This is a genomic window from Methylomonas sp. TEB, from assembly GCF_047777895.1.
Lineage (GTDB): Bacteria > Pseudomonadota > Gammaproteobacteria > Methylococcales > Methylomonadaceae > Methylomonas.
This window is the reverse complement of sequence record NZ_CP180476.1, coordinates 2,469,022-2,494,375: the sequence shown is the minus strand read 5'-3', so window position 1 is coordinate 2,494,375 and position 25,354 is coordinate 2,469,022. Positions and strand designations below refer to the sequence as shown.

The 25,354-nt window shown below is 51.4% G+C and carries 25 protein-coding genes; 7 read left to right on the top strand and 18 right to left on the bottom strand.

Annotated elements, in window-relative coordinates:
* The first annotated feature begins 178 nt into the window (after window positions 1-178).
* Genes ACMXD4_RS11140 through ACMXD4_RS11125 form a run of 4 tightly spaced genes read left to right on the top strand, consistent with a single transcriptional unit; the run spans window position 179 to window position 3,079 of the window.
* On the top strand, window positions 179-1,297 hold the full coding sequence (locus tag ACMXD4_RS11140) for an acyl-CoA dehydrogenase family protein (RefSeq protein WP_415880802.1): 1,119 nt from the start codon (window positions 179-181) through the stop codon (window positions 1,295-1,297).
* The gene (locus ACMXD4_RS11135; RefSeq protein WP_415880801.1) at window positions 1,294-2,124 is read left to right on the top strand and encodes a polysaccharide deacetylase family protein; all 831 of its coding nucleotides are present in this window, start codon (window positions 1,294-1,296) and stop codon (window positions 2,122-2,124) included. The genes ACMXD4_RS11140 and ACMXD4_RS11135 overlap by 4 nt, the downstream gene beginning before the upstream one ends.
* Before the next feature lie 30 nt (window positions 2,125-2,154).
* Complete coding sequence (locus ACMXD4_RS11130; protein ID WP_415880800.1) at window positions 2,155-2,532, top strand: rhodanese-like domain-containing protein; 378 nt, start codon at window positions 2,155-2,157, stop codon at window positions 2,530-2,532.
* Between the two features lie 37 nt (window positions 2,533-2,569).
* A complete protein-coding gene (locus ACMXD4_RS11125) occupies window positions 2,570-3,079 on the top strand; it encodes a DUF2628 domain-containing protein (protein WP_415880799.1) in 510 nt (169 codons plus the stop codon).
* Between the two features lie 81 nt (window positions 3,080-3,160).
* On the opposite strand, the gene ACMXD4_RS11120 is transcribed toward ACMXD4_RS11125, so the two are convergent.
* The 13 genes from ACMXD4_RS11120 to ACMXD4_RS11060 form a co-directional block, all read right to left on the bottom strand.
* A complete protein-coding gene (locus tag ACMXD4_RS11120; RefSeq protein ID WP_415880798.1) occupies window positions 3,161-3,727 on the bottom strand; it encodes a hypothetical protein in 567 nt (188 codons plus the stop codon).
* A 123-nt stretch (window positions 3,728-3,850) separates the two neighbouring features.
* Window positions 3,851-4,267, bottom strand: a complete 417-nt coding sequence (locus ACMXD4_RS11115) for an acyl-CoA thioesterase (RefSeq protein ID WP_415880797.1) — start codon at window positions 4,265-4,267, stop codon at window positions 3,851-3,853.
* 1 nt (window position 4,268) lies between these two features.
* The gene (locus tag ACMXD4_RS11110) at window positions 4,269-5,246 is read right to left on the bottom strand and encodes a lipid A biosynthesis acyltransferase (protein WP_415880796.1); all 978 of its coding nucleotides are present in this window, start codon (window positions 5,244-5,246) and stop codon (window positions 4,269-4,271) included.
* Complete coding sequence (locus tag ACMXD4_RS11105; protein WP_415880795.1) at window positions 5,243-5,986, bottom strand: glycosyltransferase family 2 protein; 744 nt, start codon at window positions 5,984-5,986, stop codon at window positions 5,243-5,245. Before ACMXD4_RS11105 ends, ACMXD4_RS11110 begins: the two co-directional genes overlap by 4 nt.
* Window positions 5,970-6,347, bottom strand: coding sequence for an AMP-dependent synthetase (locus tag ACMXD4_RS11100; RefSeq protein ID WP_319962835.1), 378 nt, complete (start codon window positions 6,345-6,347; stop codon window positions 5,970-5,972). Before ACMXD4_RS11100 ends, ACMXD4_RS11105 begins: the two co-directional genes overlap by 17 nt.
* 2 nt (window positions 6,348-6,349) lie before the next feature.
* Window positions 6,350-6,997, bottom strand: coding sequence for a hypothetical protein (locus ACMXD4_RS11095; protein WP_319962834.1), 648 nt, complete (start codon window positions 6,995-6,997; stop codon window positions 6,350-6,352).
* 6 nt (window positions 6,998-7,003) lie between these two features.
* The gene (locus ACMXD4_RS11090) at window positions 7,004-7,252 is read right to left on the bottom strand and encodes an acyl carrier protein (protein ID WP_033156272.1); all 249 of its coding nucleotides are present in this window, start codon (window positions 7,250-7,252) and stop codon (window positions 7,004-7,006) included.
* 206 nt (window positions 7,253-7,458) lie between these two features.
* The gene (locus tag ACMXD4_RS11085; RefSeq protein WP_415880794.1) at window positions 7,459-8,202 is read right to left on the bottom strand and encodes a beta-ketoacyl synthase chain length factor; all 744 of its coding nucleotides are present in this window, start codon (window positions 8,200-8,202) and stop codon (window positions 7,459-7,461) included.
* A gap of 13 nt (window positions 8,203-8,215) precedes the next feature.
* Window positions 8,216-9,451 (bottom strand): beta-ketoacyl-ACP synthase, encoded by a 1,236-nt coding sequence (locus ACMXD4_RS11080; protein WP_415880793.1) that lies wholly within the window; start codon window positions 9,449-9,451, stop codon window positions 8,216-8,218.
* Complete coding sequence (fabG, locus tag ACMXD4_RS11075) at window positions 9,445-10,173, bottom strand: 3-oxoacyl-ACP reductase FabG (protein ID WP_415880792.1); 729 nt, start codon at window positions 10,171-10,173, stop codon at window positions 9,445-9,447. The genes ACMXD4_RS11080 and fabG overlap by 7 nt, the downstream gene beginning before the upstream one ends.
* The gene (locus tag ACMXD4_RS11070; protein ID WP_415880791.1) at window positions 10,170-10,661 is read right to left on the bottom strand and encodes a 3-hydroxylacyl-ACP dehydratase; all 492 of its coding nucleotides are present in this window, start codon (window positions 10,659-10,661) and stop codon (window positions 10,170-10,172) included. Before ACMXD4_RS11070 ends, fabG begins: the two co-directional genes overlap by 4 nt.
* Window positions 10,633-11,802: a beta-ketoacyl-ACP synthase gene (locus ACMXD4_RS11065; protein ID WP_415880790.1), complete on the bottom strand. Its 1,170-nt coding sequence runs from the start codon at window positions 11,800-11,802 to the stop codon at window positions 10,633-10,635. The genes ACMXD4_RS11070 and ACMXD4_RS11065 overlap by 29 nt, the downstream gene beginning before the upstream one ends.
* A 10-nt stretch (window positions 11,803-11,812) precedes the next feature.
* On the bottom strand, window positions 11,813-13,039 hold the full coding sequence (locus ACMXD4_RS11060) for an NAD(P)/FAD-dependent oxidoreductase (RefSeq protein WP_415880789.1): 1,227 nt from the start codon (window positions 13,037-13,039) through the stop codon (window positions 11,813-11,815).
* 177 nt (window positions 13,040-13,216) lie between these two features.
* Here ACMXD4_RS11060 and ACMXD4_RS11055 point away from each other — a divergent pair, with 177 nt between their 5' ends.
* The gene (locus tag ACMXD4_RS11055) at window positions 13,217-14,533 is read left to right on the top strand and encodes an AMP-binding protein (RefSeq protein ID WP_415880788.1); all 1,317 of its coding nucleotides are present in this window, start codon (window positions 13,217-13,219) and stop codon (window positions 14,531-14,533) included.
* 32 nt (window positions 14,534-14,565) lie between these two features.
* On the opposite strand, the gene truA is transcribed toward ACMXD4_RS11055, so the two are convergent.
* The 4 genes from truA to cysM are packed head-to-tail and all read right to left on the bottom strand — an operon-like array spanning window position 14,566 to window position 18,171.
* A complete protein-coding gene (gene truA / locus ACMXD4_RS11050) occupies window positions 14,566-15,369 on the bottom strand; it encodes a tRNA pseudouridine(38-40) synthase TruA (protein WP_415880787.1) in 804 nt (267 codons plus the stop codon).
* 12 nt (window positions 15,370-15,381) lie between these two features.
* Window positions 15,382-15,903: a L,D-transpeptidase family protein gene (locus ACMXD4_RS11045; RefSeq protein ID WP_415880786.1), complete on the bottom strand. Its 522-nt coding sequence runs from the start codon at window positions 15,901-15,903 to the stop codon at window positions 15,382-15,384.
* Window positions 15,900-17,222: a 23S rRNA (uracil(1939)-C(5))-methyltransferase RlmD gene (gene rlmD, locus ACMXD4_RS11040; protein WP_415880785.1), complete on the bottom strand. Its 1,323-nt coding sequence runs from the start codon at window positions 17,220-17,222 to the stop codon at window positions 15,900-15,902. Before rlmD ends, ACMXD4_RS11045 begins: the two co-directional genes overlap by 4 nt.
* A 58-nt stretch (window positions 17,223-17,280) precedes the next feature.
* The gene (cysM, locus tag ACMXD4_RS11035; protein ID WP_319962826.1) at window positions 17,281-18,171 is read right to left on the bottom strand and encodes a cysteine synthase CysM; all 891 of its coding nucleotides are present in this window, start codon (window positions 18,169-18,171) and stop codon (window positions 17,281-17,283) included.
* 126 nt (window positions 18,172-18,297) lie between these two features.
* Here cysM and ppk1 point away from each other — a divergent pair, with 126 nt between their 5' ends.
* Both ppk1 and dnaQ read left to right on the top strand, forming a co-directional pair.
* On the top strand, window positions 18,298-20,367 hold the full coding sequence (gene ppk1 / locus ACMXD4_RS11030; protein WP_319962825.1) for a polyphosphate kinase 1: 2,070 nt from the start codon (window positions 18,298-18,300) through the stop codon (window positions 20,365-20,367).
* Between the two features lie 8 nt (window positions 20,368-20,375).
* On the top strand, window positions 20,376-21,095 hold the full coding sequence (gene dnaQ / locus ACMXD4_RS11025) for a DNA polymerase III subunit epsilon (protein ID WP_319962824.1): 720 nt from the start codon (window positions 20,376-20,378) through the stop codon (window positions 21,093-21,095).
* A 28-nt stretch (window positions 21,096-21,123) separates the two neighbouring features.
* Here the strand turns inward: dnaQ and ACMXD4_RS11020 are convergent, their stop codons facing one another.
* The gene (locus ACMXD4_RS11020; protein ID WP_415880783.1) at window positions 21,124-24,939 is read right to left on the bottom strand and encodes a DUF1631 family protein; all 3,816 of its coding nucleotides are present in this window, start codon (window positions 24,937-24,939) and stop codon (window positions 21,124-21,126) included.
* Window positions 24,940-25,354 lie beyond the last annotated feature (415 nt).

Genomic DNA, 25,354 nt, shown 5'->3' with positions numbered 1-25,354 from the left:
TAAATCGCAATCGGCGGGCTCTGGCGTTCCAAGCCTAACCAGCATAGAAGCTTTTGCGAAAAACAGAAACTTTGTCTTTGCAAGCTTGCCTCGACGCTGCATGCCTTCGATCCCACGCAGGAGCTTGGGAACGATACAATACAACGCAAATTCATTGAGTTTACTCAAATCCGAAACCATGACTATAGCCACTGACTTTTCCGAGATCCTTACTTACGCAGGCCGACCGAATGAAACCCAAATCAAAGCCCGTTTGCGTGCCGTCGCTGAACTTGATGTATTTCGACATGCCCTGCCCTCTGCCGTCGGCGGTTTTGGCGATAACTTTGCCTCGTTAGTCGAAACCCATCGCCGCCTTGGCGAAACCTCTCGCGATCCCGGTCTGATGCTGGCGATCAACGCCCATCTGTGGGGATCGGTGTTCCCTATCCTGTTGTACGGTAGCGAGGCGCAGAAAGAAAAATTTCTGCCGGCTTTGTTGAGCGGAGACTGGCTGGGCGGGCATGCCATCACCGAGCCGTCTTGCGGCTCCGACGTGCAAGCGATGACTACACATGCCAAACAAACAGGCGACGGTTATCTACTAAACGGCGAAAAGCGTTATATCACTAACGTGCCATTGGCCGACTGGTTGGTGATTTACGCCAAATTGGACGGCAAGATTTCCGCTTTCCTGGTGTCCCGTGAAGATGACGGCTGCCATTTCAGCAATGAAAGTGCATTGGATGGCTGCAGGGGCAGCGCCACCGGCAGCGTGAGTTTGCAAGATTGTCGAATCGATGCCGATCGCCTGCTCGGAAAAATCGGCGCCGGCACCCAAATGATCCAAAAGGCTTTGGAGTACGAACGGGCTTTTGTGTTTGCAGGTATCGCCGGGCTCATGGATTGGCAATTGGCGGAAGTGGTTCGTTATAGCCGGGAGCGGCGCTCCGGCGGCGTGCATTTGGGTAAGCATCAGGCCGTCAGCCATCGCATCGCCGAGATGAAATTACGGCTGGACACCGTCAATTTATGGCTGGGGGAATGCGCGCGATTGTGCGACGCCGGCCAACGCCTGACGATGGCGTCGGCGCAAACCAAGTTGTATGCCGCCGAGGCTTTCTTGCAATCCAGCCTGGATGCAGTGCAGATCATGGGCGCCGCCGGATTGGAATCCGGGAGTGTGATGGCTGAATTGGTCCAGGATGCGCTGGCCGGGCGGCTATTTTCCGGCAGTTCGGAAGTGCAGAAAAACCTGATCGCTGCCCTGCTCGGTACCGGCGATGCTTATCGGTTAAACACGCACCCCCATTCATGATGAATTTTTCCGCTTACCGCAACTGGCAGCCTACGCCGCTAATGAAGGTGTCATTGGCAATAACAATAGCCGCTCCGCTGGCGATAGTTATTCAACCAAGCATTTGGCCTTGGGCCATGATTATTTTTATTGCCGATCAGTTGGTTTTAACCTTTGCCGGGCTTTGGCCGCGTTGCTCTTGGGTAGGCTCGAACTGGACCTCGCTGCCGCCTGCCGCCGCCGCGCGGGGCGACATTGCCATTACCATCGACGATGGCCCCGATCCCGAAATCACCCCCGCCGTGCTGGACATGCTGGATCGTTTCGGCGCCAAAGCCACGTTTTTCTGCATTGCCGCTAAAGCCCAACGCTACCCGGATTTGTGTCGGGACATCGTCAAACGCGGCCACGCGGTGGAAAATCACAGCATGCACCATAAATACCATTTGCCGTTTCTGCTGCTAAATGGCTGGATGGCCGAACTAAACACGGCCCAGGATGCTCTGACTAAGGTGACCGGCATTCGTCCCCGGTTTTTCCGGCCGCCGGTCGGTTTACGTAATCCTTTGCTTGATCCGGTACTCAGCCGCCTGGGTTTGCAATTGGCTAGTTGGACCAAGCGCGGCTTCGACACGATTGAAAACAATCCACAAGTGGTCTTGGCGAAATTGTTGAAAGACCTGAAAGCTGGCGACATTCTGTTGTTGCACGACAGTAACTCGGCGCGTACCAATAGCGGCCAGCCGGTGATTCTGGCAATATTGCCGGCTTTGCTGGAGGCCATTGCCGCCGCGAATTTGCAACCGGTCACGCTAAGCGAAAGCTTGGATCGTTGCCAAAATCCCTAACGCATCTATCTGATTTCGGAGAATTAAGCCATGAATAAAACCTTTGCCAGTGCAGCCTTAAGCCTGTTTCTGAGCGGCTGCGCGTTTCAAACGCCCGATTATGTACAAATGGTCACCGCCCCGGAATTAAACCAACTGATGCAAAAACAGGATATTTTTCTGGTGGACGTGCATACCCCTGAGCAGCGGCATATCAAAGGCACTGATGCGTTTATTCCTTACAACAACGTCGAGAAGTATCTGGATAAACTGCCGCAAGATAAAACCACCCCGATTTATCTGTATTGCGAAGGCGGGCCGATGGGCAATGCCGCAGCTAGAACGTTACACGCATTGGGTTACGAACATTTGCGCAATTTGGAGGGGGGAACCAAAGCCTGGGCTAAAGCGGGATTTGGGTTTGAATAATTGCTACAGTGGTTTACAACTATGCTGGAGGTGATGCTTGGGTGGTTATGAGTCTATATCGCAAAATCCTACAACTGATAACCTTGGTCTCGAGGAGAAGTTTTATAAGGCCATCCTTGGAAACAAAAAGCAACAGTATTATTTGTTGCATTTTTCTCAATTCCATAATCAAGGAAAAGTCGAAATATCTTGGCATTGGTCAGCTTTCTTTTTCACCTTTTTCTGGTTTATATATAGAAAGTTGTGGGTTGATGCCATCCTATATTGTTTTTGGTCTTTGTTTGTTTTTGCAGTGGATATGACAATACACCTAAATGGTGTTTTGTACTTTTTAGGTGTATTTGTATTGCCAGCTATGTATGCGAATGCTATTTACTACATTCATTGCAAGGAAAAAATTTTGGCAGTAAAAACTTCATCCCAAACGTTACAGGAACAATTGGACGTACTTTCTAGAAAGGGCGGGACTTCTGCCAATGTCCTGTCCATAGTCGTGATCTTGCTCCTTATTTTGATATTGAAATCCATTCGAGTGCCCATTGCCTAAGCCATCACTGGCCGCTCAAGCAGATGCTATTGGCGGCTAGACTTGTGTGAGGGAACACCCTAAAACCAGAATGCTCAGAGATTATTCGACGATACTATCGACCTTGCCGTTTTTAAATTTCACTACAAAGCGGTTGAACAGGTTGGACCAGTAAGTCCAGTCGTCGCCGTCCAGCGAGGGTGTCACATGCTGCGGCGGGTAGCCGATGGCGGCCAGCACGGCTTTTTTGCTCATGCCTGTCTTGACCTGCCCCGCCAGGATATTTTCACGCTCGGCGGCGGTAAATTGGTTAAGGTCGACCTTGCCGGTGCCGGCGATTTTACTGAAAGCAATCGGCATATCGTCCTTGGTAAATTTTTGCACGTTTTCGACCGTAATCAGTTGGCCGCTGGATTCCACTCTAAGCACCGCCTCGTCGGAGGTCAGTTTCAGCAGCGCTACTGGCGTATTGATCGGAATCAGCTGGCCTTTACGATAATTAGTCGTGCGGAATCGGTTCTGCTCTTGGAACAGGCTGAACTGCGTATAGTAAACCTGCGCGGGCTGGACAGCCGCTGCAGCACCTTCACCTGGCTTAAGCTCCTTCTTGCAGCCCACCGCCAACACAGCCAAGCAGAGCAACATCACAATGTAGTTTTTTCTGAACATAATCAAAATCCCTCGAGCAAAAGGTTAAGAACAGGCTGACGCTAGGCAACAGGCGACGCGACAGTACAACAAAGACGACAAACCGGAACAGCCCAAAACACAAACGCTACAGTAAGCGCCTAGCTAGGGCGAGTCGGATTTAATCCCGAGCTTTTCCAAAAACACCGCCGGCGAAGCGAAACACATTTCGCGGCTGTCCGCGTCCACAGCGGCCTGGATGGTATGGCCCTTGGCCAACACTTCGCCGGTTTCGGCGTCGGCGACCTGATATTTAATCTTCATCCGGTATTCCCATTCCACCAACTCCGCTGATACCTTGATCCGCTGTTCGAATTGGGCGGGACGCACATAACGTAATTGCAAATCCACAATCGGCCAGACGTAACCGGTTTCCTTCATCGCCATATAACCGTAGCCGATTTTATCCAGCATCGCGCAACGGGCAATCTCGATGTATTTGCAATAATGGCCGTGCCAGGCAATGTTAAGTAAATCAATGTCGTGAAACGGCACAGTTAATTCCACTTCGGCGCGCAACATATTAGTTGTCCTCGACGGCTATCTGACTGGTATCGCCCGCAGTTGTCTTGCTCCAATACGGGTAAAAATTAAACCATTGTAGCGGCGCTATTCGGCAATAGGCTTCCAGTCGTTCGGCGTATTGTCGTGCCAGGTTTTTCAGCATGTCATGCTTTTTGGGTTCACCGCGCGGGATGCGAATAGATTCCGCGAAGTGTTCCAGATGGATTTTGAATCGACCGTTCACCGGAAAGCAAAACAAGGTATAGACCGGGCAACGCAACAGCGAAGCCAGCAGATACGGGCCTTGCGGAAATTCGGCGTCCTCTCCCAGAAAGCTGGCCGACACCGTGCGGCCGCCTTGCACCGGAATCCGGTCGCCGACCATCACCAAAAATTCGCCGCGTTCGATCTTTTCCTGCAAGGTAATCGCAATGGCGGGACTTAACTCCGTCACTTGAATTAGTTGGATGGTGGCGCTGCCGCGGCTGCCGAGCAGGCGGTTGAATTTCTCGGCATGTTTGGTATGCACCAAGATATTGAGATGGATGTGGCCGCGCATCGTGGCGATGGCCTGGCAGATTTCCAGATTGCCGATATGCCCGGACAGCAGCATGGCGCCGCGTTTTTGCTCGATCAGATCCAACAGCAGCTGACGATTGGGAAAGTCTACTTGCTCAGGCGTGATGTTACCGGTCCACACCACGATTTTATCCAGCAAGGTTTCGCCGAAGCTCAAAAAATGCAGGTAACTTTGCCAGAGTCCGCTGCCCAAACCCAACGCCGGGTAAAAATCGGCCAAATGGCGCAAATATTCCCTGGAAGACTCGCGGGCAAGAGGCCCGGCCAGAAAGTAGTAACTGACCACAGGCCGCAAAAACAGACGAAATACCCAGCGGCCGAACAGCCGATACACCCACACCAGAGCCTGTATGCCCCAAAGCAGGCTGTTTTCCTCCACGGCTGCCCAATGCCGGGCGGCGGTGTTCGCGGGCTTCATTGAAAATGCCTCAGTAGCAGTTTGGGCCAGCGTAACAACATACCGAAAAATAAACGGGCATGAGTCTGACTGAGCAGCAGATTGTCCTGCAAAGCCCGGAAATGCGATAAGCCGTCCAGCGGGTAGCGCACCTGAGTGGGAATGGAGATGACTGTCACGCCTTGCCAATAAAGCCGCACCAAAATCTCCGTATCAAAACCCATGCGATTTTCCATGGCTTGGCTTTGAATCAACTTTGCGCAAGACTCAAGCGGGTAAACCCGGTAGCCGCACATCGAGTCGGGGATGGCGAAAGACAGTGTGTTGATATGTACCCAAATATGGGTCAGGTAGCGGGCGTAGTAGCGCAGTTTAGGAATCGATGCGTCGAATAGCGCTCGACCGATAACTGCCGCTTCCGGCGCTTGTTTGGCGGCGTTTAGAAATTTATTCACATCGTTTAAATCGTGCTGGCCGTCGGCATCGATTTGCAGCCCGTGCGAATACCCTTGGGTTTGAGCGGCCAGAATGCCGGCTTTGACCGCCGCGCCCTTCCCTTGGTTAATCTCCAGCCTGATACTTTGCACCCAGGCATATTGCTCGGCTAAGCCGCGAATCACCTCGGCGCAGGCCGCATCGCTACCGTCATCCACCAATAGGCAGGGCAGTTGATACCCAGCCAAACGCTCAACAATGCCGGGGAGCGGCTTTTCGTGGTTATAAACCGGAATCAGGATACAGGGCTTAAACGTCGTGGTCATGAAAGTAAATTCTACCCGAGCTGTATTCGCAGGCTGCCGAACGGTAACAAAAAGTGAGTTTGCCGGCTTGTTGCAGATAGTGCAATGCCAATTCCAGCTCCTGTCCAGGTAACAATAGCTCTTTGAATTTTACCGATTCCATATGACTGAAGTCGCGGGTTAAACCCAGGTATTGCCGGGCATAATGCACCGCCCATTGGATTTGTACGACGCCGGGTACCACCGCAATTTCGTCGAAATGACCGCTGAAATAAGTTAGATCTTTGGGAATGCGTAACACCAGCACCACGCCGTCGGCCTGAATTTGTTTGGTTAGCGTTTCCGGAAACAAAACGCCTGCTTCGCTTCCCTGATTTTCCATACTCAAAAGCTGGCCTTCACCTTGCGGCGTACCGCCATTTCTGCTGCCATTAACAAACCCATCAGCACATACGAGATACAACCATTGTAAAGGCTCCACAACCAGCGGTCGCCATACCAAATAGTCAGCAAGGAAATTGCCGCGTTGCCCAGAAAAAAAACGCTCCACACCAGCGTCACTTTCCGGGTATACAGCACGCCATGGGCGGGCAGATCCGGAAATTCCAGCCTAGCTAGCCGTTCCACTACCGTCGGCGGATGGATCAAACTGAAGGCAAATACCGCAAAAAACAGCAAGCTGACGAACACCGGATAAGCCAGCAGCCAGTCGGCATCGTTAACCAGTGCGCCCAGCAATAGAAACAGCGCGCAGGCCAATATCAACCTAGATTCGGCTATGCCGACAGATTTGCGCTGCTTTTGCAGCCAATAACGCAGCAAGAATAATCCGGCCAGCCCTAAAGCCATGGAACGGGGTTGAAAGTAATCGGCGGAAAACCAAATCAGAAAGGGATAGCTGACCGTCGCGGCCCCGATAATCACATTCAGAATGATTTGCCGAGACTCTGCTGGGGATTTTGGGCAAATGCGGGTGTCTGGATTTGCCTGAATCTTGGTCGGGACCCGATTGGTGAAAAAATCTTTAAACATCCAGCCCTATTCAGCACTGATGCGATGCACGGTATCGACGACGTCCTGGATGGTACGGGCGTTTTTGAAATCCTCGGGATTGATGCGCTTACCGGTAATCTCGCGCAGCCTGACCATCAAATCCACCGCATCGATGCTGTCGATGTCCAAATCCTGCCGCAGGTTAGCCTCCAAGGTGATGTCCTCGGGCGTTAACTCGAACATTTCCGACATCAACTCTCTTAAGGTGGCAAATACGTCTTCTTGGGTCTTCATACGGGTGTTGTTTCCTGTTGCGATACTCAACTCGGCCTGGAACTCACTCTACAGCCTCGATTTAGCGAGTATCGGTTTGCTATTGTGTTCCTCTGGCACCACTCCAAGCGCCAAAGTATCTGTGCCAACCGCGCGATAAATTACTACGGCAAACGTGGATTATACCCTGGGTTACGGCAGATCGCTCAGGCCGCTGGCAATCGGCATCATGAAACATCGTCCATACGCCAATGCCAGATCGCCCTGTCCTGCCGACAAGATCCGCTTTGCCGGCCGGATAGGACTGCTTGCACGAAATTGGGCAAGCCCTTTTCCGGTATTGCCGGGCCATTTGCCGGCTCGCGCGTCAGTTGCAATTGCGGCCCGGCGCTGGCTGATCGCCCCAGCGTCATCGCCAAAGCCCAGGTGGTTTGGCTGCCGGGCAGATAAGGTAAATAAGCGTCCGGCAACGGCTGCTCATAGCAGACAAGCAAAACTTGGGGAACATCCAGCAACATGCCGCCAGCCTCCAGAAAAGCCGCATACAACCCTTCCGTACCGCCGGCCAAGGCTACATACGGTAAATAGCTTGCATTATGGAAACTGGACAAGCCGGCGATGGCATTGTGCACGCACTGGCTGAAGCGGCTAGGCGAAACATGCTCGCCCTTTGCCAACTCTTCAAGCATCTCGAAGTAATACTGACTTTCGCCATGGTTTGAAAAAAACACCGAGGGCATGTCGCCGTTTTCACTGCGACTGCGCCAAGCCACAGCGCAGGCGGCTCTGGCTAAGGGCGATAATCTGCGCCTTTGCATCGCCGGTAAAAACCCCACATCGGCCTTACCTTGGTTATGCGGCAATATTTCACCGTTAGGCCAGCTAGTGGTTTGGGGCTCCGGCGCCGATTGCCAGAAACACCAGTGTTTTACTGTGAAAGCCAAACGGCTTTCCCTTCTGGACTCGGCCATGTTCTCGGTCAACTCAGCTATCCCAGCGCTGTAAAACCAAAGAGGTGTTGATTCCGCCAAATGCAAAATTATTACTAACGATGTAGTCGGCGTGGATATGACGGCCGTCGCCGGTCAGGTAATCCAATTCAGCACAACGCGGATCGAGATTATCCAGATTCAAATTGGGATGGAACCAACCTTCCCGCTGCATCTGAATTGCCACCATGGCTTCCAAGGCCCCGCAAGCACCCAAGGTGTGGCCGGTGAAACTTTTCAAACTGCTGATCGGCGTATTACCGCCAAACACCGCGGCCGTTGCATGACTTTCGGCAATGTCGCCCTGCTCTGTCGCAGTGCCGTGTGCGCTGATATAAGCAATTTGATTGGCTTCTAGCTGGGCATCCTGTAAGGCCAAACGCATGACTACCTGCATGGTATCGGCATTGGGTTGCGTGGCGTGCACACCGTCGGCATTGGTCGCAAATCCGCTTATTTCAGCGTAAATTCGCGCGCCGCGCGCCAAAGCCCGTTCCAGTTCCTCCAATACCAAGGTACAAGCACCCTCGCCGATTACCAAGCCGTCGCGGTCGCGGTCGAAAGGTCGCGGCGTCAGATTAGGTTCGCTGTTACGGGTACTGGTAGCATACAGTGCATCGAATAACGCCGCTTCGGTCGGGCAAAGCTCTTCCGCGCCGCCCGCCAGCATCACGTCCTGCAAACCGTATTTGATCGCTTCGTAGGCGTAACCGATGCCCTGGCTGCCCGAGGTACAGGCACTGACAGAAGGTATGACCCGGCCGCGCACTTGAAAAAACAAAGCCACGTTGGCGCAGGTGGTGTGGCCCATCATTTTCAGATAGGTGGTAGCATTCAGATTGCCGATGTCGTGATTAATCAGCATTCTGCCGAAATCGGCGATAGCCGGCGTCGATCCAACTGACGAACCGTAAGCTACACCGGTGCGGCCGCTGCTGATAATCGGATCACCCAGCAAACCGGCATCAAGCATAGCCAATTCCGTGGCCCGAGTTGCCATTAACGAGACTCGACCCATGCTGCGGGTGTTTTTGCGGGTGTAATGCGCTGGCAGCGTGAAATTTTCCACTGCCCCCGCTAAACGGGTCAAAAGACCGTTATAAATTTCCCATTCCGGAATGTATCGGATGCCGGATTGCTTGGCTAAAAGGCTGCCGCGTATTTCCTCCCAATCGTTGCCAATCGGCGAAAAGCCGGCCATGCCGGTCACGACGACGCGGCGGGTCAACACAAACCTCCATTCACCGAAATCACTTGCCGGGTAATGTAAGCGGCATCTTCGGACATCAAAAACGCCACCAAGGCCGCGACTTCTTCCGGTGTACCCAAGCGTTTGGCCGGTACGGCGGCCAGCGCTTCTTCAAGGGGCAAGCCTTCGAGCATCTCGGTTTCGATCAAACCAGGGGCCACGCAATTGACGGTGATTTTGCGCTTCGCCAACTCCACCGCCAGCGCTTTGGTTGCGCCGATAATGCCGGCTTTGGCCGCGCTGTAATTGACTTGGCCGCGGTTACCGACTAAACCGGACACGGAAGACAGCGTGACGATGCGTCCCGGTTTACGGCGTTGTATCATCGGCATAACCAGCGGATAAAGCACGTTGTAAAAACCATCCAGATTACTGCGCAATACTTGATCCCAATCCTCGCAGCTCAGCGCTGGAAAGGCATTGTCTCGGGAAAGGCCGGCATTGCAGACCACGCCATAGTAGGCGCCATGGCTTTGAATATCGTTTTCTAAACTGTCTTTGGCCGCATGGCGGTCGGCCAAATCAAAGCTCAGCACGCGCGCTTGGCGGCCCATCTCGACAATCTGCTGTTTGACTTGCTCGGCTTCATCCAGCCGGCTGCGGCAATGCAGCACAATATCGTAGCCCTCGCGAGCAAGGCGCAGGGCGATGGCTTTGCCGATGCCTCGGCTGGATCCCGTAACCAGGATGGTTGGTTGGCTCATATTCCTTTTCCGGCGAGAAATTTTTGCGAATCCTGTGGCAGCAACACATTTAACTTCGAGCTGGCCTTGATATTTTGCCCGGTTATCGTGCAGTCGAACACCGACATATCGTTGGCGGCCTCGATAATTTTTTCCGCCCCGACGGTCAGTTTGGCGCCGCAGGGAAAACTGCCGACCGAGCATTCGAAGTAGCGAGTGCCTAATAAAAACCCCAAACCAATCGCTTCGCCTCGGCACTTGCGGTGATACCCGGAGTAGGCGGCAATAGTTTGCGCCATGTATTCCAAACCCACCCAGGCCGGTACGCTGTGATCGCTACACGAAAACAGGCCGTCGTCGCGCACCTGCAATTCGACCACGATATGGCTGTCACTGACTTCCAGGACCCGGTCCAACAGCACCATACGCCCGGACTGAGGTACTAGGGATTCGATGGCATAGGGAAAAGCCGCTGGACTGTCAGGGATGTCCAATGAGCAGGGACACATTGTTTCCGCCGAATGAAAAAGAGTTGCTAAGGCAGTATTGTAGCGGCTTTGGCTGCTGGTTTTCCAGCCCGACCAAGTTTAGTCGAGTCATGTCCGGGTCAGGTTCGCCATCCCACAGATGCGCAGGTAAACGCCTTTCTTGATGTAAATCAGACAGTAGCAACCAGCATAAACCTGCTTCCAGCGCACCAGCCGCACCTAAACAATGGCCGGTGGACGGTTTGCTGGAGCTGCATGCCGTATCGCTACCGAACAACTGCGCAACCGCCCGAGTTTCCATCGCATCGTTTTGCCAGGTGGCCGTGCCGTGCAGGTTGATGTAATCGATTTGCTCAGGCTTTAGCTGTGCATCGGCCAATGCCGCCTGCATTGCTAGCAAAGCGCAGCTACCGTCAGGGCGCGGCGCGGAAATATGATAGGCATCGGCACTGGCGCCGACACCCAGCAACGCGATGTCTCCAGGCTCGCGCGTCATCAGAAATAAAGCCGCGCCTTCGCCTATCGTCGTGCCGTCGCGATTTTTACTGAACGGATTGCAAGTGGTTTTGCTAAGAGCACCTAATGCAAAAAAGCCTTCCAGCGTAGTGCGGCATAAACTATCAGCGCCGCCCACCACGACCGCATCGCAGATACCCAAGCGCAGCAGCCGGCGGGCCGAAGCCAAGGCATTCGCACTGGATGAACAGGTGGTGGATACGGTGAAAGCCGGGCCGCGAACGTCCAGGTACGCCGCCAAAAACTCCGCCGCGCCTCCCAGTTCCTGCTGCTTGTAGTGATAGTGACCAGGCATGCTCCCGCTTGCCCGCAACACCTGCACCGCACTTTCACCCTCGGCAATCCCCGAGGTACTAGTGCCTACCACTATGCCAATGCGATCTGCGCCGTAACGAGCTATGGCGGTACTAGTAGCGGACTCGATCTGGCAAAGCGCCGACAACAGCAAACGGTTGTTGCGGCAATCGTATTGTTTAAGCTTGGCCGGAATGACCGGTAATTCAGTTAGCACGCCGAATGCGGGAATGGCCGAATCCAGCCAGGTCGGTGGAACAGGCAGAACAGAACCTCCGGCAAGCCATGCGGCTAAGATGTCAGCCTTGCTGCTGCCCAGCGCACAGACCAGACCTAAATCATGTAAATACAAATGACACCGCTCAGGCAGTTTGATAAGTTGCCAAGATGGCCTCGATTTTCTTAGCACTGCGCTGCGTCATGGGGTTTTCCTCGTCCCAGGCATAGCCAGCAAGAATGGAACAGATCATGGCCTTGACGCTGGCCAACTGATTTTCTTCGAAAATAATTTGCTGGAAACGGCCATCGTACCAAGCCTCCACATAAGCCCTAAATACCTCAATGCCTTTGCGCAAAGCCTGTTCGTATTCGACAGACCAGTTTACCGGCTCACCGCGTAATTGCCGGTCAACCAAGGGTACGGCCAACGCGGCGGATTTCATCGCAATCGTCACGCCGGATGAAAACACCGGATCCAAAAATTCGCCGGCATTGCCGAGTAACGCAAAGCCCTGTCCATAGAGTTGCTTGACGTTGGCCGAGTAGCCGCCGATGGTGTTAGCCGGGGTATCGAAACGGGCGTTGGTCAACAGCTCGGCGAGACGTGGCTCTTCGAAGGCAATGTCCTTTAACACTTCCAGCGGCTCTCCGCTGCGCTGGTCCAGAAAACCCGCGGGCGTCACCACACCGAGCGAGCTTCTGCCGTTACTGAACGGAATCAGCCAGTACCAGATTTCATGAAATTTCGGATGAATGGCAATTAAAATTTTATTGCGGTCGTAATCGGGTACAGTAATCCGATCCTCGATATGCGTGAACAGCGCACGCCGCGGCGACAATGACGAAGGGGTTTCCAGATCCAATAATCTTGGCAATACCCGACCAAAGCCGCTGGCATCCAATACCATCTTTGCCCGCCACTGCTTGTGCACACCGGTGGCATCGACGCTGGTCAGGCAGGCCTGCTCGGGATTACTAAAATCGGCAGACTGGATAGTTTGTTGATAATGAATGGGCACGCCGGCCGCTGCGGCGCTGTCGGCCAACACCTTATCAAAATGGGCGCGCGGTACCTGAAAGGTGGTGCCCCAGCCTGGGCTGAATTTTTGGGTGAAATCGAATTCGGTCAGTTTGCCGGCTCTGGAAAAAGCCGCGCCGTTTTTAAATTGGAAGCCTTCCGCCGTCACCGCCGGCAGCATGTCAGCGGCTTCCATAAAGGCCATGCATTGCGGCAGCAGGCTTTCGCCAATCGAGAAACGCGGGAACTGTTCCTTTTCCAGAATCACCACCTGGTGACCGAGTTGTTTCAGCATCTTGGCAGCCACGCTGCCGGAGGGGCCGGCCCCGATAATCAATACATCTGCATCCATTTACTTACCAACCCTCTTATCCGGTTAAAATACGTCCAGTACAAAATTCAGAAACAGCGAGTATGCCATCAAGTTAAATCAGTGTAATGCTTCTCCAGCAGGAGAACGACGATCTACGACAAGCCTCAACAAGATAGGCGTTAACTTGGCAGTATTGCCCCAATAACATCCCACTCAATGCTGGAAACCCAAAAATCTCCCGCCGCGCAGACACCAATTTCTGACCACACAGCACCGTTTGCCCTGCACAACGGCCAGGTGGTATGCCGCGGCAATTTATGGGCGGACGTGGCGGCCCTGGCCGCGCAATTGCCGGACCAGCCCTATCAATTTAATTTATGCGAAAACCGCTACCTATTTAGCCTGTGCCTGTTAGCGGCGGCGGTACGCGGACAGATTTGCCTGCTGCCACCCGCCGGGCAAATAGCGGTTATTCTGGAAATTCTGCGCGATTATCCCGGCGCGTATATCGCCAGAGAACACGCGCCGCAGCAAAAGGGTTTGGATTGGTTCGAAGTCATCGCGCCAAACGCTGCAAGCGCAGCATCGCCACCCCATTTCGACTGGCAGCGCACCGCTGTGATCGCTTTCACCTCCGGCAGCACCGGCAAACCCAAGCCGTGTCCGCATAGCCTGCATACCTTTAAAACCTCCGCCGAAATGGCGGTCAGCAGCCTGGGATTAGCGGAGCAGCAACTTTTGATGTTGTCTACCACGCCGCCGCAACATATGTACGGTCTGGAAACCTCGGTATTCTGGCCTTTGTTTTCTCAGTTGGTGCTGCACGACGGCCGGCCGTTCTTCGCTGAAGACATCCGGCAAACGATGAATACCGCGCCGTGGCCCGTTGTGCTGGCGTCAACACCCACCCATTTGCGTTCCTTAATCAAAACCAACGCTGCTTGGGACAATCTGGCCGGCATTATTTCAGCTACCGATACCTTATCCGCAAAGCTGGCCGGCGAAACCGCGGCAATTTTAGGGCAATCCCCGCGCGAAATCTATGGCAGCACCGAAACCCTGTCGTTTGCCAGCCGCGAGACCTTGCTTGAGAACCCGTGGCGACCTTACACCGGCTGCCGCTTGCATCAAGATGAAAGTGGACAAACCGATCTGCAAGCCGCGCATTTGCCGATAGCAGTGCCTTTGCAAGACACTGTGCAGATCCAAGCCGACGGCTGTTTTACCGTATTGGGCCGTGATCAAGACATGGTAAAAATCGGCGGCAAGCGCGCGTCCCTGACCGAACTTAACCGTCGCTTGCTGGATATAGACGGCGTAGACGATGGGGTTTGTTTTATCCAAGACAATGGCCGACTGGCCGCTGTCGTGGTCAGCAAACTAGACAGCCAAGCCATTCGGCGGGGTCTACAGCCCTATCTGGATGAGGTGTTTCTGCCGCGAAAAATTCATTTTGTTACTAAGATTCCGCGAAACGCGACAGGTAAACTGGCAAAACTCGAACTGGAGAAGCTGTTAGAAGGTTTGAGCTAGACGCTTCGCGAACTCGATTTGCCAGGCTGCGATTAATCATGCCGCTTTGCGTCTGCCGGCAGCTTATCGAACAAGGGGTTTTTGGCGATCGCATAATGCTCCGGGTAATACACAGCTGCGAGATGTAAACCATGCGGCGGCGCGGTCATCGCAGCTTGGGAGCGGTCTTTAGTCTCCAAAAGTTCAGCAGTCCAATCCACCGGCCGCCGACCTATGCCGATTTCCATCAATACCCCGGCGATATTTCTGACCATATGATGCAAAAAGGCATTGGCGCATAGATCGATGATCACCCGCTGTTCGTCGCGATACACATCAATGAAATGCATCAGCCGATTGGGACTCACCGATTGGCAGCTCTGCGCGCGAAACGAGGAAAAATCGTGTTCGCCCAATAGCGACTGTGCAGCCTGATGCATGGCTTGCTCATCCAGCGGCTGGTAACACCAGGTCGCCTGCGTTCTTAGCAAAGCCGACTTCATCGGCCGATTCAAAATCACATAACGATAAGCTCTTGCTATGGCGCTGTAGCGGGCATGAAAGTCGCCTTGCGCCGCTTGCGCCCAGGTAATGCGAATGTCATCCGGCAGATAGCTGTTGCCGCCCATCAACCAGCCGCGCATGTCGCGTTCCACTTCGCAATCAAAATGCGCCACTTGTTCCAATGCGTGCACGCCGGCATCCGTGCGGCCCGCGCATAGTACGGTAATCGGTTGATTGGCGATTTTAGTCAAGGCTTTTTCCAACTGGCCCTGCACGGTCGCTTTACCGTCCTGCCATTGCCAGCCGGCGTAAGCGCTGCCGTCGTATTCGATGCCTAAAACGATGCGCGGCATATCGGTTGCTGTTTATTCATGAATCCACACCCGGCAACCCACGGCAACCTGCTCGAACAAGCTGATCAGGTCGGCGTTACGCATGCGAATGCAGCCATGCGATTCCGGCTTACCTTGCATCAACTCGTCCGGCGTGCCGTGGACATAAATGTAGCGCCAGGTGCTGTCCACATCGCCGTAGCGGTTTTTGCCGGGTTCCAGCCCGCCCAGCCACAGGATGCGGCTGAGAATCCAATCGCGTTGCGGATGCTGCGCGGCCAGCTCCGGCGTGTAGATTTCGCCGGTTGGCCGCCGGCCTGCCAGCACGCTGTTGATCGGCAGGCCGGCGCCGATTTTGGCGCGGATTTTATGCCAGCCGGTCGGCGTGCAGTAGCTGCCTTTTTTTTCGCCGGGGCCATTTTTTGCGGTAGAGACCTGATACTCGTTGAGCACCTCGCTGCCGTGTACTAAGCGCAGGCGTTGCTCGGCAATGGAGATGTCCAAATAAGGCGCTGCAAAGTGATAGCGCTGCGTTGCCGCAGAACCTGAAGTCATTTCACAAACAAGGCTATCGATTCGACATGCGCGGTTTGCGGGAACATGTCCATCACCCCGGCCTTGACCAGCTTGTAGCCCAGCTCATTCACCAAAATTCCGGCATCGCGGGCCAAGGTAGATGGGTTGCAGGATACGTAAACGATGCGCTCCGGTTGCCAGTGTTTCAAGTTGTGTAACACTTCCGAAGCACCGGCCCGGGAAGGGTCCAGCAGCACCTTGGTAAATTTTTGCTTGGACCAGGGTTGGTCCTTCAAGTCCTTAGTCAGATCGGCGACATGAAATTCAACATTATCCAGATTATTCAACTTGGCATTTTCCCGAGCGTGCTTGACCAGCGGCAAGTCGCCTTCCACACCGACGACCTGACCCGCCTGGGTCGCCAGCGGTAAAGTGAAATTGCCCAAGCCGCAGAATAAATCCAGTACCCTGTCTTCCTTGGTCAGTTCCAGCGCTGCCAAGGCCCGTGTCACCATTTTCTGATTGATCTGGTAATTGACCTGAGTAAACATCGCCGGGCGGAAATTGAACTTAACGCCTTGTTCGGCTAGCGCGTAACTCGGAATGACTTCCGGCTCGCCGTCCAAAGGCACGATGGTATCCGGACCCTTCGGCTGCAAACAAATGCTGACCTGATGTTGATGGGCAAATTCGCGCAGCCTTTGTTTATCGGCATCGGTCGGTGGCTCCAGCACCCGAAACGCCAGTACGCATTCCTTATCGCCAATCGCCACTTCGATTTGCGGAATTTTGTCTTTCACCGTCAACCCGGCGATCATCTCGCCCAAAGCAATCAGCTTCTCGCCGACGATGGAGTTCATCACTTTACAGCTATCGATTTCCGCTAAAAACGGATTGCGCCGCTCGCGAAAGCCCACCAATACCCTATTCTTTTTTGCCACCCATTTCACGCCCATCCGCGCCTTGCTGCGATAACCCCAATGCGGGCCAGTCAAAGCTTCCCAGATTTGCGGAATCTCGACTTTACCGATGCGACGGAACTGATCGCGCAGTAAATCCTCTTTGAAGTTGATCTGTTCGGCGTCATCGACATGTTGAAAACTGCAACCGCCGCAACTGCCGAAATGCGGACAAGCCGGTTCGACCCGGTGCTCAGACCGGCTGATCAGATTGACCACTTTGCCTTCTGCATAGTCTTTACGACTGTCGGTGTAGACAAATTCCAGCGTTTCGCCGGGCAAGGCTTCGTCGATAAACACGACTTTGCCATTGACGTGGCTGACGCCACGGCCATCGTGGGACAAAGATTCTATGGTAACGGTGACGGGGTCTAACGGGAGTTTTTTCTTGTGGGCCATTGTGCTCGATTGGGTGGGTTGGGTTAGCGCGGTGTAACCCAATATAAAGCTGCGTTGTTTAGGTTGGAAAAATGCCGGTGGATAAATAGCGGTCGCCCCGGTCGCAGACTATCGCCACGATCAAGGCATTTTCAATTTGTTGGGATAATTGCAAAGCCGCGTAAACCGCACCGCCAGAAGATACGCCGGCAAAAATACCCTCTTGTGCAGCCAAGGCTCGGGTGGTGTTTTCCGCGTTCAGCTGATTGACTTCGATGATGCTATCCACCCGCACAGCGTCGTATATTTTAGGTAAATATTCCTTAGGCCAGCGGCGAATACCCGGGATTTTCGATTCGCCTTCCGGCTGCACGCCGATGATTTGAACCGCGGGATTTTGTTCTTTCAAATACCGGGAGGTCCCCATGATGGTGCCGGTGGTGCCCATGGAACTGACGAAATGCGTAATCTTACCCTGCGTGTCGCGCCAGATTTCCGGACCGGTGCCTTCGTAATGCGCCAAAGGATTATCGGGATTGGCGAATTGATCCAGAATCCGTCCCTCGCCGCGCGCTTCCATGGCTCTTGCCAGATCGATGGCTGCTTCCATGCTGCCTTTGGCCGGCGTCAGGATAATCTCCGCGCCGTAGGCTTTCATGGAGGCAATGCGCTCAGCGCTCATATTGTCCGGCATGATCAAGGTCATCTTATAACCCTTAATCGCCGCCGCCATCGCCAAGGCAATACCGGTATTGCCGCTAGTGGCTTCGATCAAGCGATCGCCGGGTTTGATCTCGCCGCGCGCTTCGGCGTGTTGAATCATGCTTAAGGCTGGCCGATCTTTCACCGAACCAGCCGGATTGTTACCTTCCAGCTTCACCAAAATAGTATTGCCACCGGCGACCGGCAGGCGTTGCAAACGCACCAATGGCGTATTTCCGACAAAAGATTCTATGGTTGGGAAGTTCATGACTTTAACGTCCGGTTAAGTTTACGGCGGCGATTATAGCAAGTTCCAGACCTCAAGCGCCGCTGTAACCCAAGGCCAAAAAATTTCATTTATAATCGACTGACCCCAATCAAACTAGCAGCCGACATGGAATCCATCGATTTAAATAGTCCCGAGCTTTATATCAACCGCGAACACAGCTTATTGGAGTTTAACTTTCGGGTGCTCGCGCAAGCCCTGGACGAAACGCTGCCGCTATTGGAACGGCTGAATTACTTATGCATTTCTTGTTCCAATCTGGATGAGTTTTACGAAGTACGTGTCGCCAGCTTGATACAAATGGCGGAAATGGATCCCAATCTGGTCAGTTCCGACGGCTTAACCATTAACGAGCAATTCGACAAAATCTCGATCAAAGCCCACGAACTGGTCGCAGAGCAATATCGCGTGCTTAATGAGGTACTGATCCCTTGCATGGAGGCCGAGAATATCCGCTTCTTGCGGCGCGACCGTTGGAGCCCGGCACAAAAAGCCTGGCTGGAAAAATATTTCAACGAAGAGCTATTGCCGATTCTGACCCCAGTCGGGCTCGATTCCGCCCACCCGTTTCCGCGCATCCTGAATAAAAGTTTAAATTTCATCATCTCCCTAACCGGCAAAGATGCGTTTGGCCGTAACAGCGGCCGGGCGGTTTTGCAGGCACCGCGCGCCCTACCCCGCATCGTGCAATTACCTGTTACCGAGACCGATAGCGGGCCTTACGATTTTGTGTTTCTGTCCTCCATCATTCATGCGTTCGTCAACGAGTTGTTCAACGGCATGATGGTCAAGGGCTGTTATCAATTCCGGGTCACCCGCAACAGCGATTTTTTCGTCGACGACGACGCGATCGACGACTTGATGCTGGCTGTGGAAGGCGAACTGGCGATGCGCAATTACGGTGATGAAGTACGTCTGGAAATCGACGGTAATTGTCCCGAAGAGACCGTGAATTTCTTGTTGGCGCGCTTTGATTTGAAACCGGACCGCTTATTTTTAGCCAACGGTCCGGTCAATTTAAGCCGGATGCAAACCATCTTGAGCATGGTCGAACGGCCCGATCTTAAATTTACGCCGTTCAAATCCAGCGTGCCGCCCGCGCTAGGGCGCAATAAGGATATTTTTGCCAGCATCCGCAAACAGGATATTTTGTTGCACCATCCGTACGAGTCGTTCTCGCCTGTGGTGGATTTCATTCGCCAGGCCGCTGCCGATCCAGATGTATTAGCCATAAAACAAACCTTGTACCGCACCGGCGTGGACTCGCCTATCGTCGCGGCCTTGATCAAAGCCGCCCGCGCCGGTAAGGAAGTCACGGTGGTCATCGAGTTGCGGGCGCGTTTCGATGAAAAGGACAACATTGGTCTGGCCGCAAAACTGCAAGAAGCCGCGGCTCACGTGGTGTACGGCGTGGTAGGGTATAAAACCCACGCCAAAATGTGCATGGTTTTGCGCAAGGAAGGCAGCACATTACGCAATTATGTGCATCTGGGCACCGGCAACTACCACCCTAAAACTGCCCGGCTTTATACCGACTACGGATTATTTACCTGCGAAAAAGAATTGGGCGAAGACGTGCGCCGGGTATTCATGCAATTGACCAGTTTGGGCAAGGTCAGCAAACTGAATAAGCTGCTGCAATCGCCGTTCACTTTGCACCACGGCATCCTGAAGATGATTGATAGAGAAATCGAGCATGCCAAAAAAGGCAAGCCGGCCAGGATTATTATCAAGGTCAATGCCGTAGTCGAGGAACAGGCAATTCAAGCGCTGTACCGCGCCTCGCAAGCCGGCGTGGAAATCAAAATGATCGTGCGCGGCGTCTGTTGCTTGCGGCCGGGCGTGCCGGGGGTTTCAGAGAATATCGAAGTACGCTCCATCGTCGGCCGCTTCCTGGAACACACCCGCATCTATGCGTTTTGTAACGGCGGCGATTGGGCGGTTTACGCATCCAGCGCCGATTTAATGAACCGCAATATGTTCCGCCGGGTGGAGGTCTGTTTCCCTATCGCCGACAAACGGATTGCGGAACGGATTCTTAACGACCTGGATGCGTATCTCAGAGATAACGCCCAAGCCTGGCAATTGCAAAGCGACGGCCAGTACCGGCATTTGCGCGCCGACGATCAAGCCATTTATCAAGTGCAGAGCGAACTGCTCAAAGCGTTTTGCGGATAGGATAAGCCATGAGTCAAAAACCCCGCCAAATCCGGCAAGTGGTGCTGGATACCGAAACCACCGGCATCAACCCCAAGGAAGGCCATAAGATTATCGAAATCGGCTGCGTGGAACTGATTAACCGCCGTTTGACCCGTAATCATTTCCACGTCTATCTGAATCCGGACCGGGAAATCGATGCCGGCGCCATCGAAGTGCATGGCATCACCAACGAATTTTTAAAAGATAAGCCGCGCTTCGCCAATGTCGTCGAAGACTTTATGCGCTTTACTCAGGGTGCGGAGCTGATCATTCACAACGCACCGTTTGACGTCGGCTTTTTGAATCACGAATTGGCGCTATTAGCCGGGGAAGAACGCCGCGTCGAGACCAATAGCACCGTGTTCGACACCCTGGCTTACGCCCGGAAAAAACACCCCGGCGCGCGAAACAGTTTGGATGCGTTGTGTAAACGCTACGGTATAGACAACAGTCACCGCGAATTGCATGGCGCTTTACTCGACGCGGAAATCCTGGCGGACGTCTATTTATTGATGACCGGAGGCCAGGCATCCCTGTTGGATGAAGGCGATCACACCGGCAATGGCGGCGAACAGGCTATCGTTAGACTATCGGCCGACAGAGCACCATTAAAAATCATTGCTTGTAGTAGCGAGGAAGAACTGGCGCACCAACAACGTTTGGCAAAAATCGCCAAAGTCAGCGGCAATTGTTTGTGGCAACAGTAGTGTGACCGTCTTTTAAACGCCCCCGCTTTCAAAAACCCCAGAACTCAGTGTCTTCAAATGAAAAAAGCGGTGCGCTCGGCGGCGGTTCGATGACCAACTCGCTGAGCGGCATTGGTTTATGCACGCCGTAGCCTTGGGCATAGTCGACGCCTATGGTTTTTAAAACCTCTCTGATCTCGCTGCTTTCGACGTATTCAGCAATGGTCGTCAAGCCCAGGGAATGAGCGATTTCATTCATGGATTTAACGATGGCAACATCGGCTTTGTCGTTTAATATGTCTTTGACAAAGGCCCCGTCTATTTTCAGATAATCGATATTCAAGTTCTTCAGATAGGAATACGACGAATAGCCTGACCCGAAATCATCCAATGAAAACTTACAATTAAACTGCTTGATGGCTTTGATGAAACTATTTGTTAAATAAAAACTTTCCGCTGCAACCGTTTCCGTGACTTCGAACGTCAGTTTATTTGTGGGCACGCTGGTTGATTCCAATATTCCTTTAAGAAACCCTAAAAATTCTTCGCTGTTAATAGATTGTCCGGACAAATTGATCGCAAAGCCATCAATATGATCGAAATAATCTCTATTATTTTCAATCCACATAAGCACATTGGTAATGACCCATTGATCAATTTCCGGCATACGCTTACAGCGTTCCACAGCAGGTATGAAATGATCGGGTGGAATAATATTATCGTTTTCGTCTTTAATACCCAGCAAAATTTCGTAATGTTGATGACTGGCACTGGTTTCATCGACCGCGGCAATCATTTGGCAACGTAAAAACAACCTGTTCTCGGAAAATACCTTGTCAATATTGCCTATCCATTCGTATATTTTATTTTGACGTTTTAAATTCTCGTCATCATGCGTAAAAAGCAAAACATTATTCGGACCGGAACGCTCTGCCGACATGCTGGCGGTATCGGCATTTTGTAACAACTCGTTAACGTCAAAATTGTTCTGTTCGAACGGCACCAAACCGATACTCACACCGATGGTATAGCTTTTATCTTGCCATTGAAACCGCGATTCACTAATGACTTTTAACAGTTTTTTGGATAACTCATAAGCAGTTTGCGCGCCGCAATCTTTTAGCAGCACTGCGAAAGATTTATCGCCGATTCGCGCGAATAAATCGCCATCACGCAACTGCTCGCTGATTAAATGCGTGAGCGTTTTCAAGAATTGTTTGCCGCCAGCGACGCCGCAAACATTAGTAATGACGCGAAAATCCAAAACCTCTATATGACCCAAGATATGGCCGGTACTATCGAGTTTAACGAGCTCGATTTTTAGCTGTTTAACAAACTCGTCTTTGGTGAGTAAATCGGTTTCCGCGTCATGCGTAGCGTTATAAATCAATTTGCTATGCATGTTTTGCAACATTTGGTTAGTCGCGCGATCCATTAAAGGCACATCCAGGCTTTCTATTCTATTCGCTCCGCCATTTTCCAAAAGTAATGCCAATTCGGTTTTATTAAGCTCTAACTTAGTCAGTCCATCGCGATTAACAAAAACGCAAATTGGTAAAATATCGCCTATCCAAACCAGTTTCATCGGTTCAAAACCTTCGGAGCCTCTATAGATTATCAGCCATTCGCCCACCTGTAATTGTGAAACTTGCGCTGCCCATTCAGATTCTATAATGTCTTGCATGGATCTAGGCGCGGGAATTCTGACGGTATCCATCGGCTTCCTAACTTTTGGCACACCGCTACCCACCAGTAAAGCAAACAATTCTTCAATAACATTATCGCGTTTGAATAAGTTAGGACAAACTGTGCCTAGATTCTCTTCGATAAATTTGAGTGTGGTATGAATGCTGACCGATTGCATATTCAGAAACGAATCCTGTTCGTAGAGCCAAAATAGTAAATCGTCAATTACTTTGATATAAGAGGCTTTTTCCTCAGGCTTAGCTTCCTTATTTAATTCGGCAATCACTAACAGGTCTTGCCATCCAGCGCCAAGTAGCGTGGGAATAATCGATGGTACAGAGCGGCCGGCTATACGCTTATCAACTTCCTGCTGAATAGTTAGCCTTGCCGCCTCCAATTTTTGTTGGCCTTCGTAAGGCTCTATTATGCGTTTGACGTTGGTTTCATTGGATTTTGTCCACTGCTTAGTGACGCTATCCAATTCATGCTCGACTTCAGTGAAAACATTAGGATTGCTAATGGACTCAGCGGAAATCCGCGCTATTGCTTTTTCTACAGTATTTTTTATATTGGTATTTTTGATTACCCGATTACTTTTAATCGCAGGTTCCAGAACAGCCAGTTGATTCAGTATTTTTCGGGCAGGGTGCGACTCGGAATCCAGAAAATCATTACCTTGCATGGGCAATGACAATAGAGGTAAATGAATACTTTCCAAATAATCTTTAATATCTTTAGAAAACTCAAGCTCACCGAACAAGGCGTCAAAAAACCTGCCATACAGTTCAAGGCGCTGAACATCGTTTGCGGCCAACGATTTTGCCTCCGGATTATCAGCTTGTAATTTATCGGCAAGGCTTTTTTGCAGTGTTGTGGTATCTAAATGAAGGCCCGATTTAGCGGTAATATCCTTTTGGATTTTCGCAATCGCCGATAAAACTTCCGCTGGGTCAAATATTTGCTGGACATTATTGACCGGCAGGGTATTTTCCTTGCGCTGGGTATCGGTAGATACGGCCATTGTTTCAGTTAACAGGTTCAGTAATTTGCCTGTAACCTGGCTTAAAGGTTGAATAGCTTTGTGAACGACCAGCGGTTCGGCATCCAAATAGTCATTGAAATAAACTTGCTGTTTATCGCTATTTTTTGTATCAAAAACGGAGCCGCTCTGCTTACTATGAACGGGCATTTGCAATCGCGCGGATTCAAACTTAGCTAAAGTCGCAGCTGCTTGCTTATAAAAACCCGGTAATTCGATAATTAATATTTTTTCGAAGCAATTATAAATCGCCTTTTTTATATTACTCCCCAGCTCTAACTGCAAGAATATTTCCCTAAAACTATCACATAAAACCGCCGGACCAATTGGATTATTAACCGCATTATCAAATATACCAAACACCCTGCATAATTCTCTAACTAACAGATTAAGCTCGTCGTCAAAATAGTTTTTAAGCTTTCTGATAGTAGCCGACATATTCAACCAGTCTTCAAAGTCGTCTTTTTCGATTAATGAAAGCGAATCATGATATAAAGCATCTGAGTTTTTTTCGTTGTCACTGGAAATATAATCAACCTGATATATAACAGAACAACAAAATTCACTACTAATAATCTCTCTATTCAGCTTTAGCGTGGTAATTAAGTCGTCAAAAGCCGATGGATTGGAAAAAAACTCAGCATGCGTGTTCGCAGCTTCCATGCAATCGCTCAGCGAGTCAAAAAACCGATCGATTAATAAAGGCAAGCTTTCTATTAGAAATTGTTTAAATGTGTTTTTATAATTTTCTTGATTTAAATTTTCTGGTGAAGTATCTAAATTGTCATTCGTTGAGGAAAGCGATCCAACATTTGCTATTTTTCTTAACGCATTAAACGTGGTGGCGGGCATCTGTTCAGTGACAAGGCCTACTCCCGTCGTGCCAATATGTGTTATTTGCGCATCTACTTCAAAAGTTTTTAGCTCGAACTCCAATTGAATAGAAAAGCGAATTTTTATATTTTTATGCAATGCAATCTGCGGATGACTTTTATCAAAAACCAGATAAAATCCACCGCTACAAAAATCCAGAATACGGCATTCCAGTGTGTCAGTTTGGTCGATTATCAATAAAGCGTTTAGATCAATCGCATATCTAATATAGCGACGTCTTTTGCTTTTTTTAATACTAGCAGACATAAATCAGATGAAATAGGAAAAAAACTACCGTAATAATAGACGCCGACCATGTTGTTTAAACCAAGCCAGTGTAAACTCCGTAAATAACTAATTGACGTTATTTAACGAAGCGGAAATGTATTTATTTAAGCACTATCTATCTAACGACAATACTGGTGTGGATACTATACCACGATAGGCTTGAGTGCGGTCCCGGCTGGTTGTCAAGTTTAGACCAGTTCAGGCGAATATTTAGCGCACAAAAAGCGTGGTTTCAACGATTACTTGAGTCTCGCCGGGGTCTATAGTTCAACAGCTTCAAGCACTCACGACACTACCCAAGTTTCGGCGAATGTTTTGCGCGATTTTGCTTGCCGATTGCGTCTGAGTTTGGGATAAATAAAAAAACCTGACAACAACCCCCAAAGTGGACATC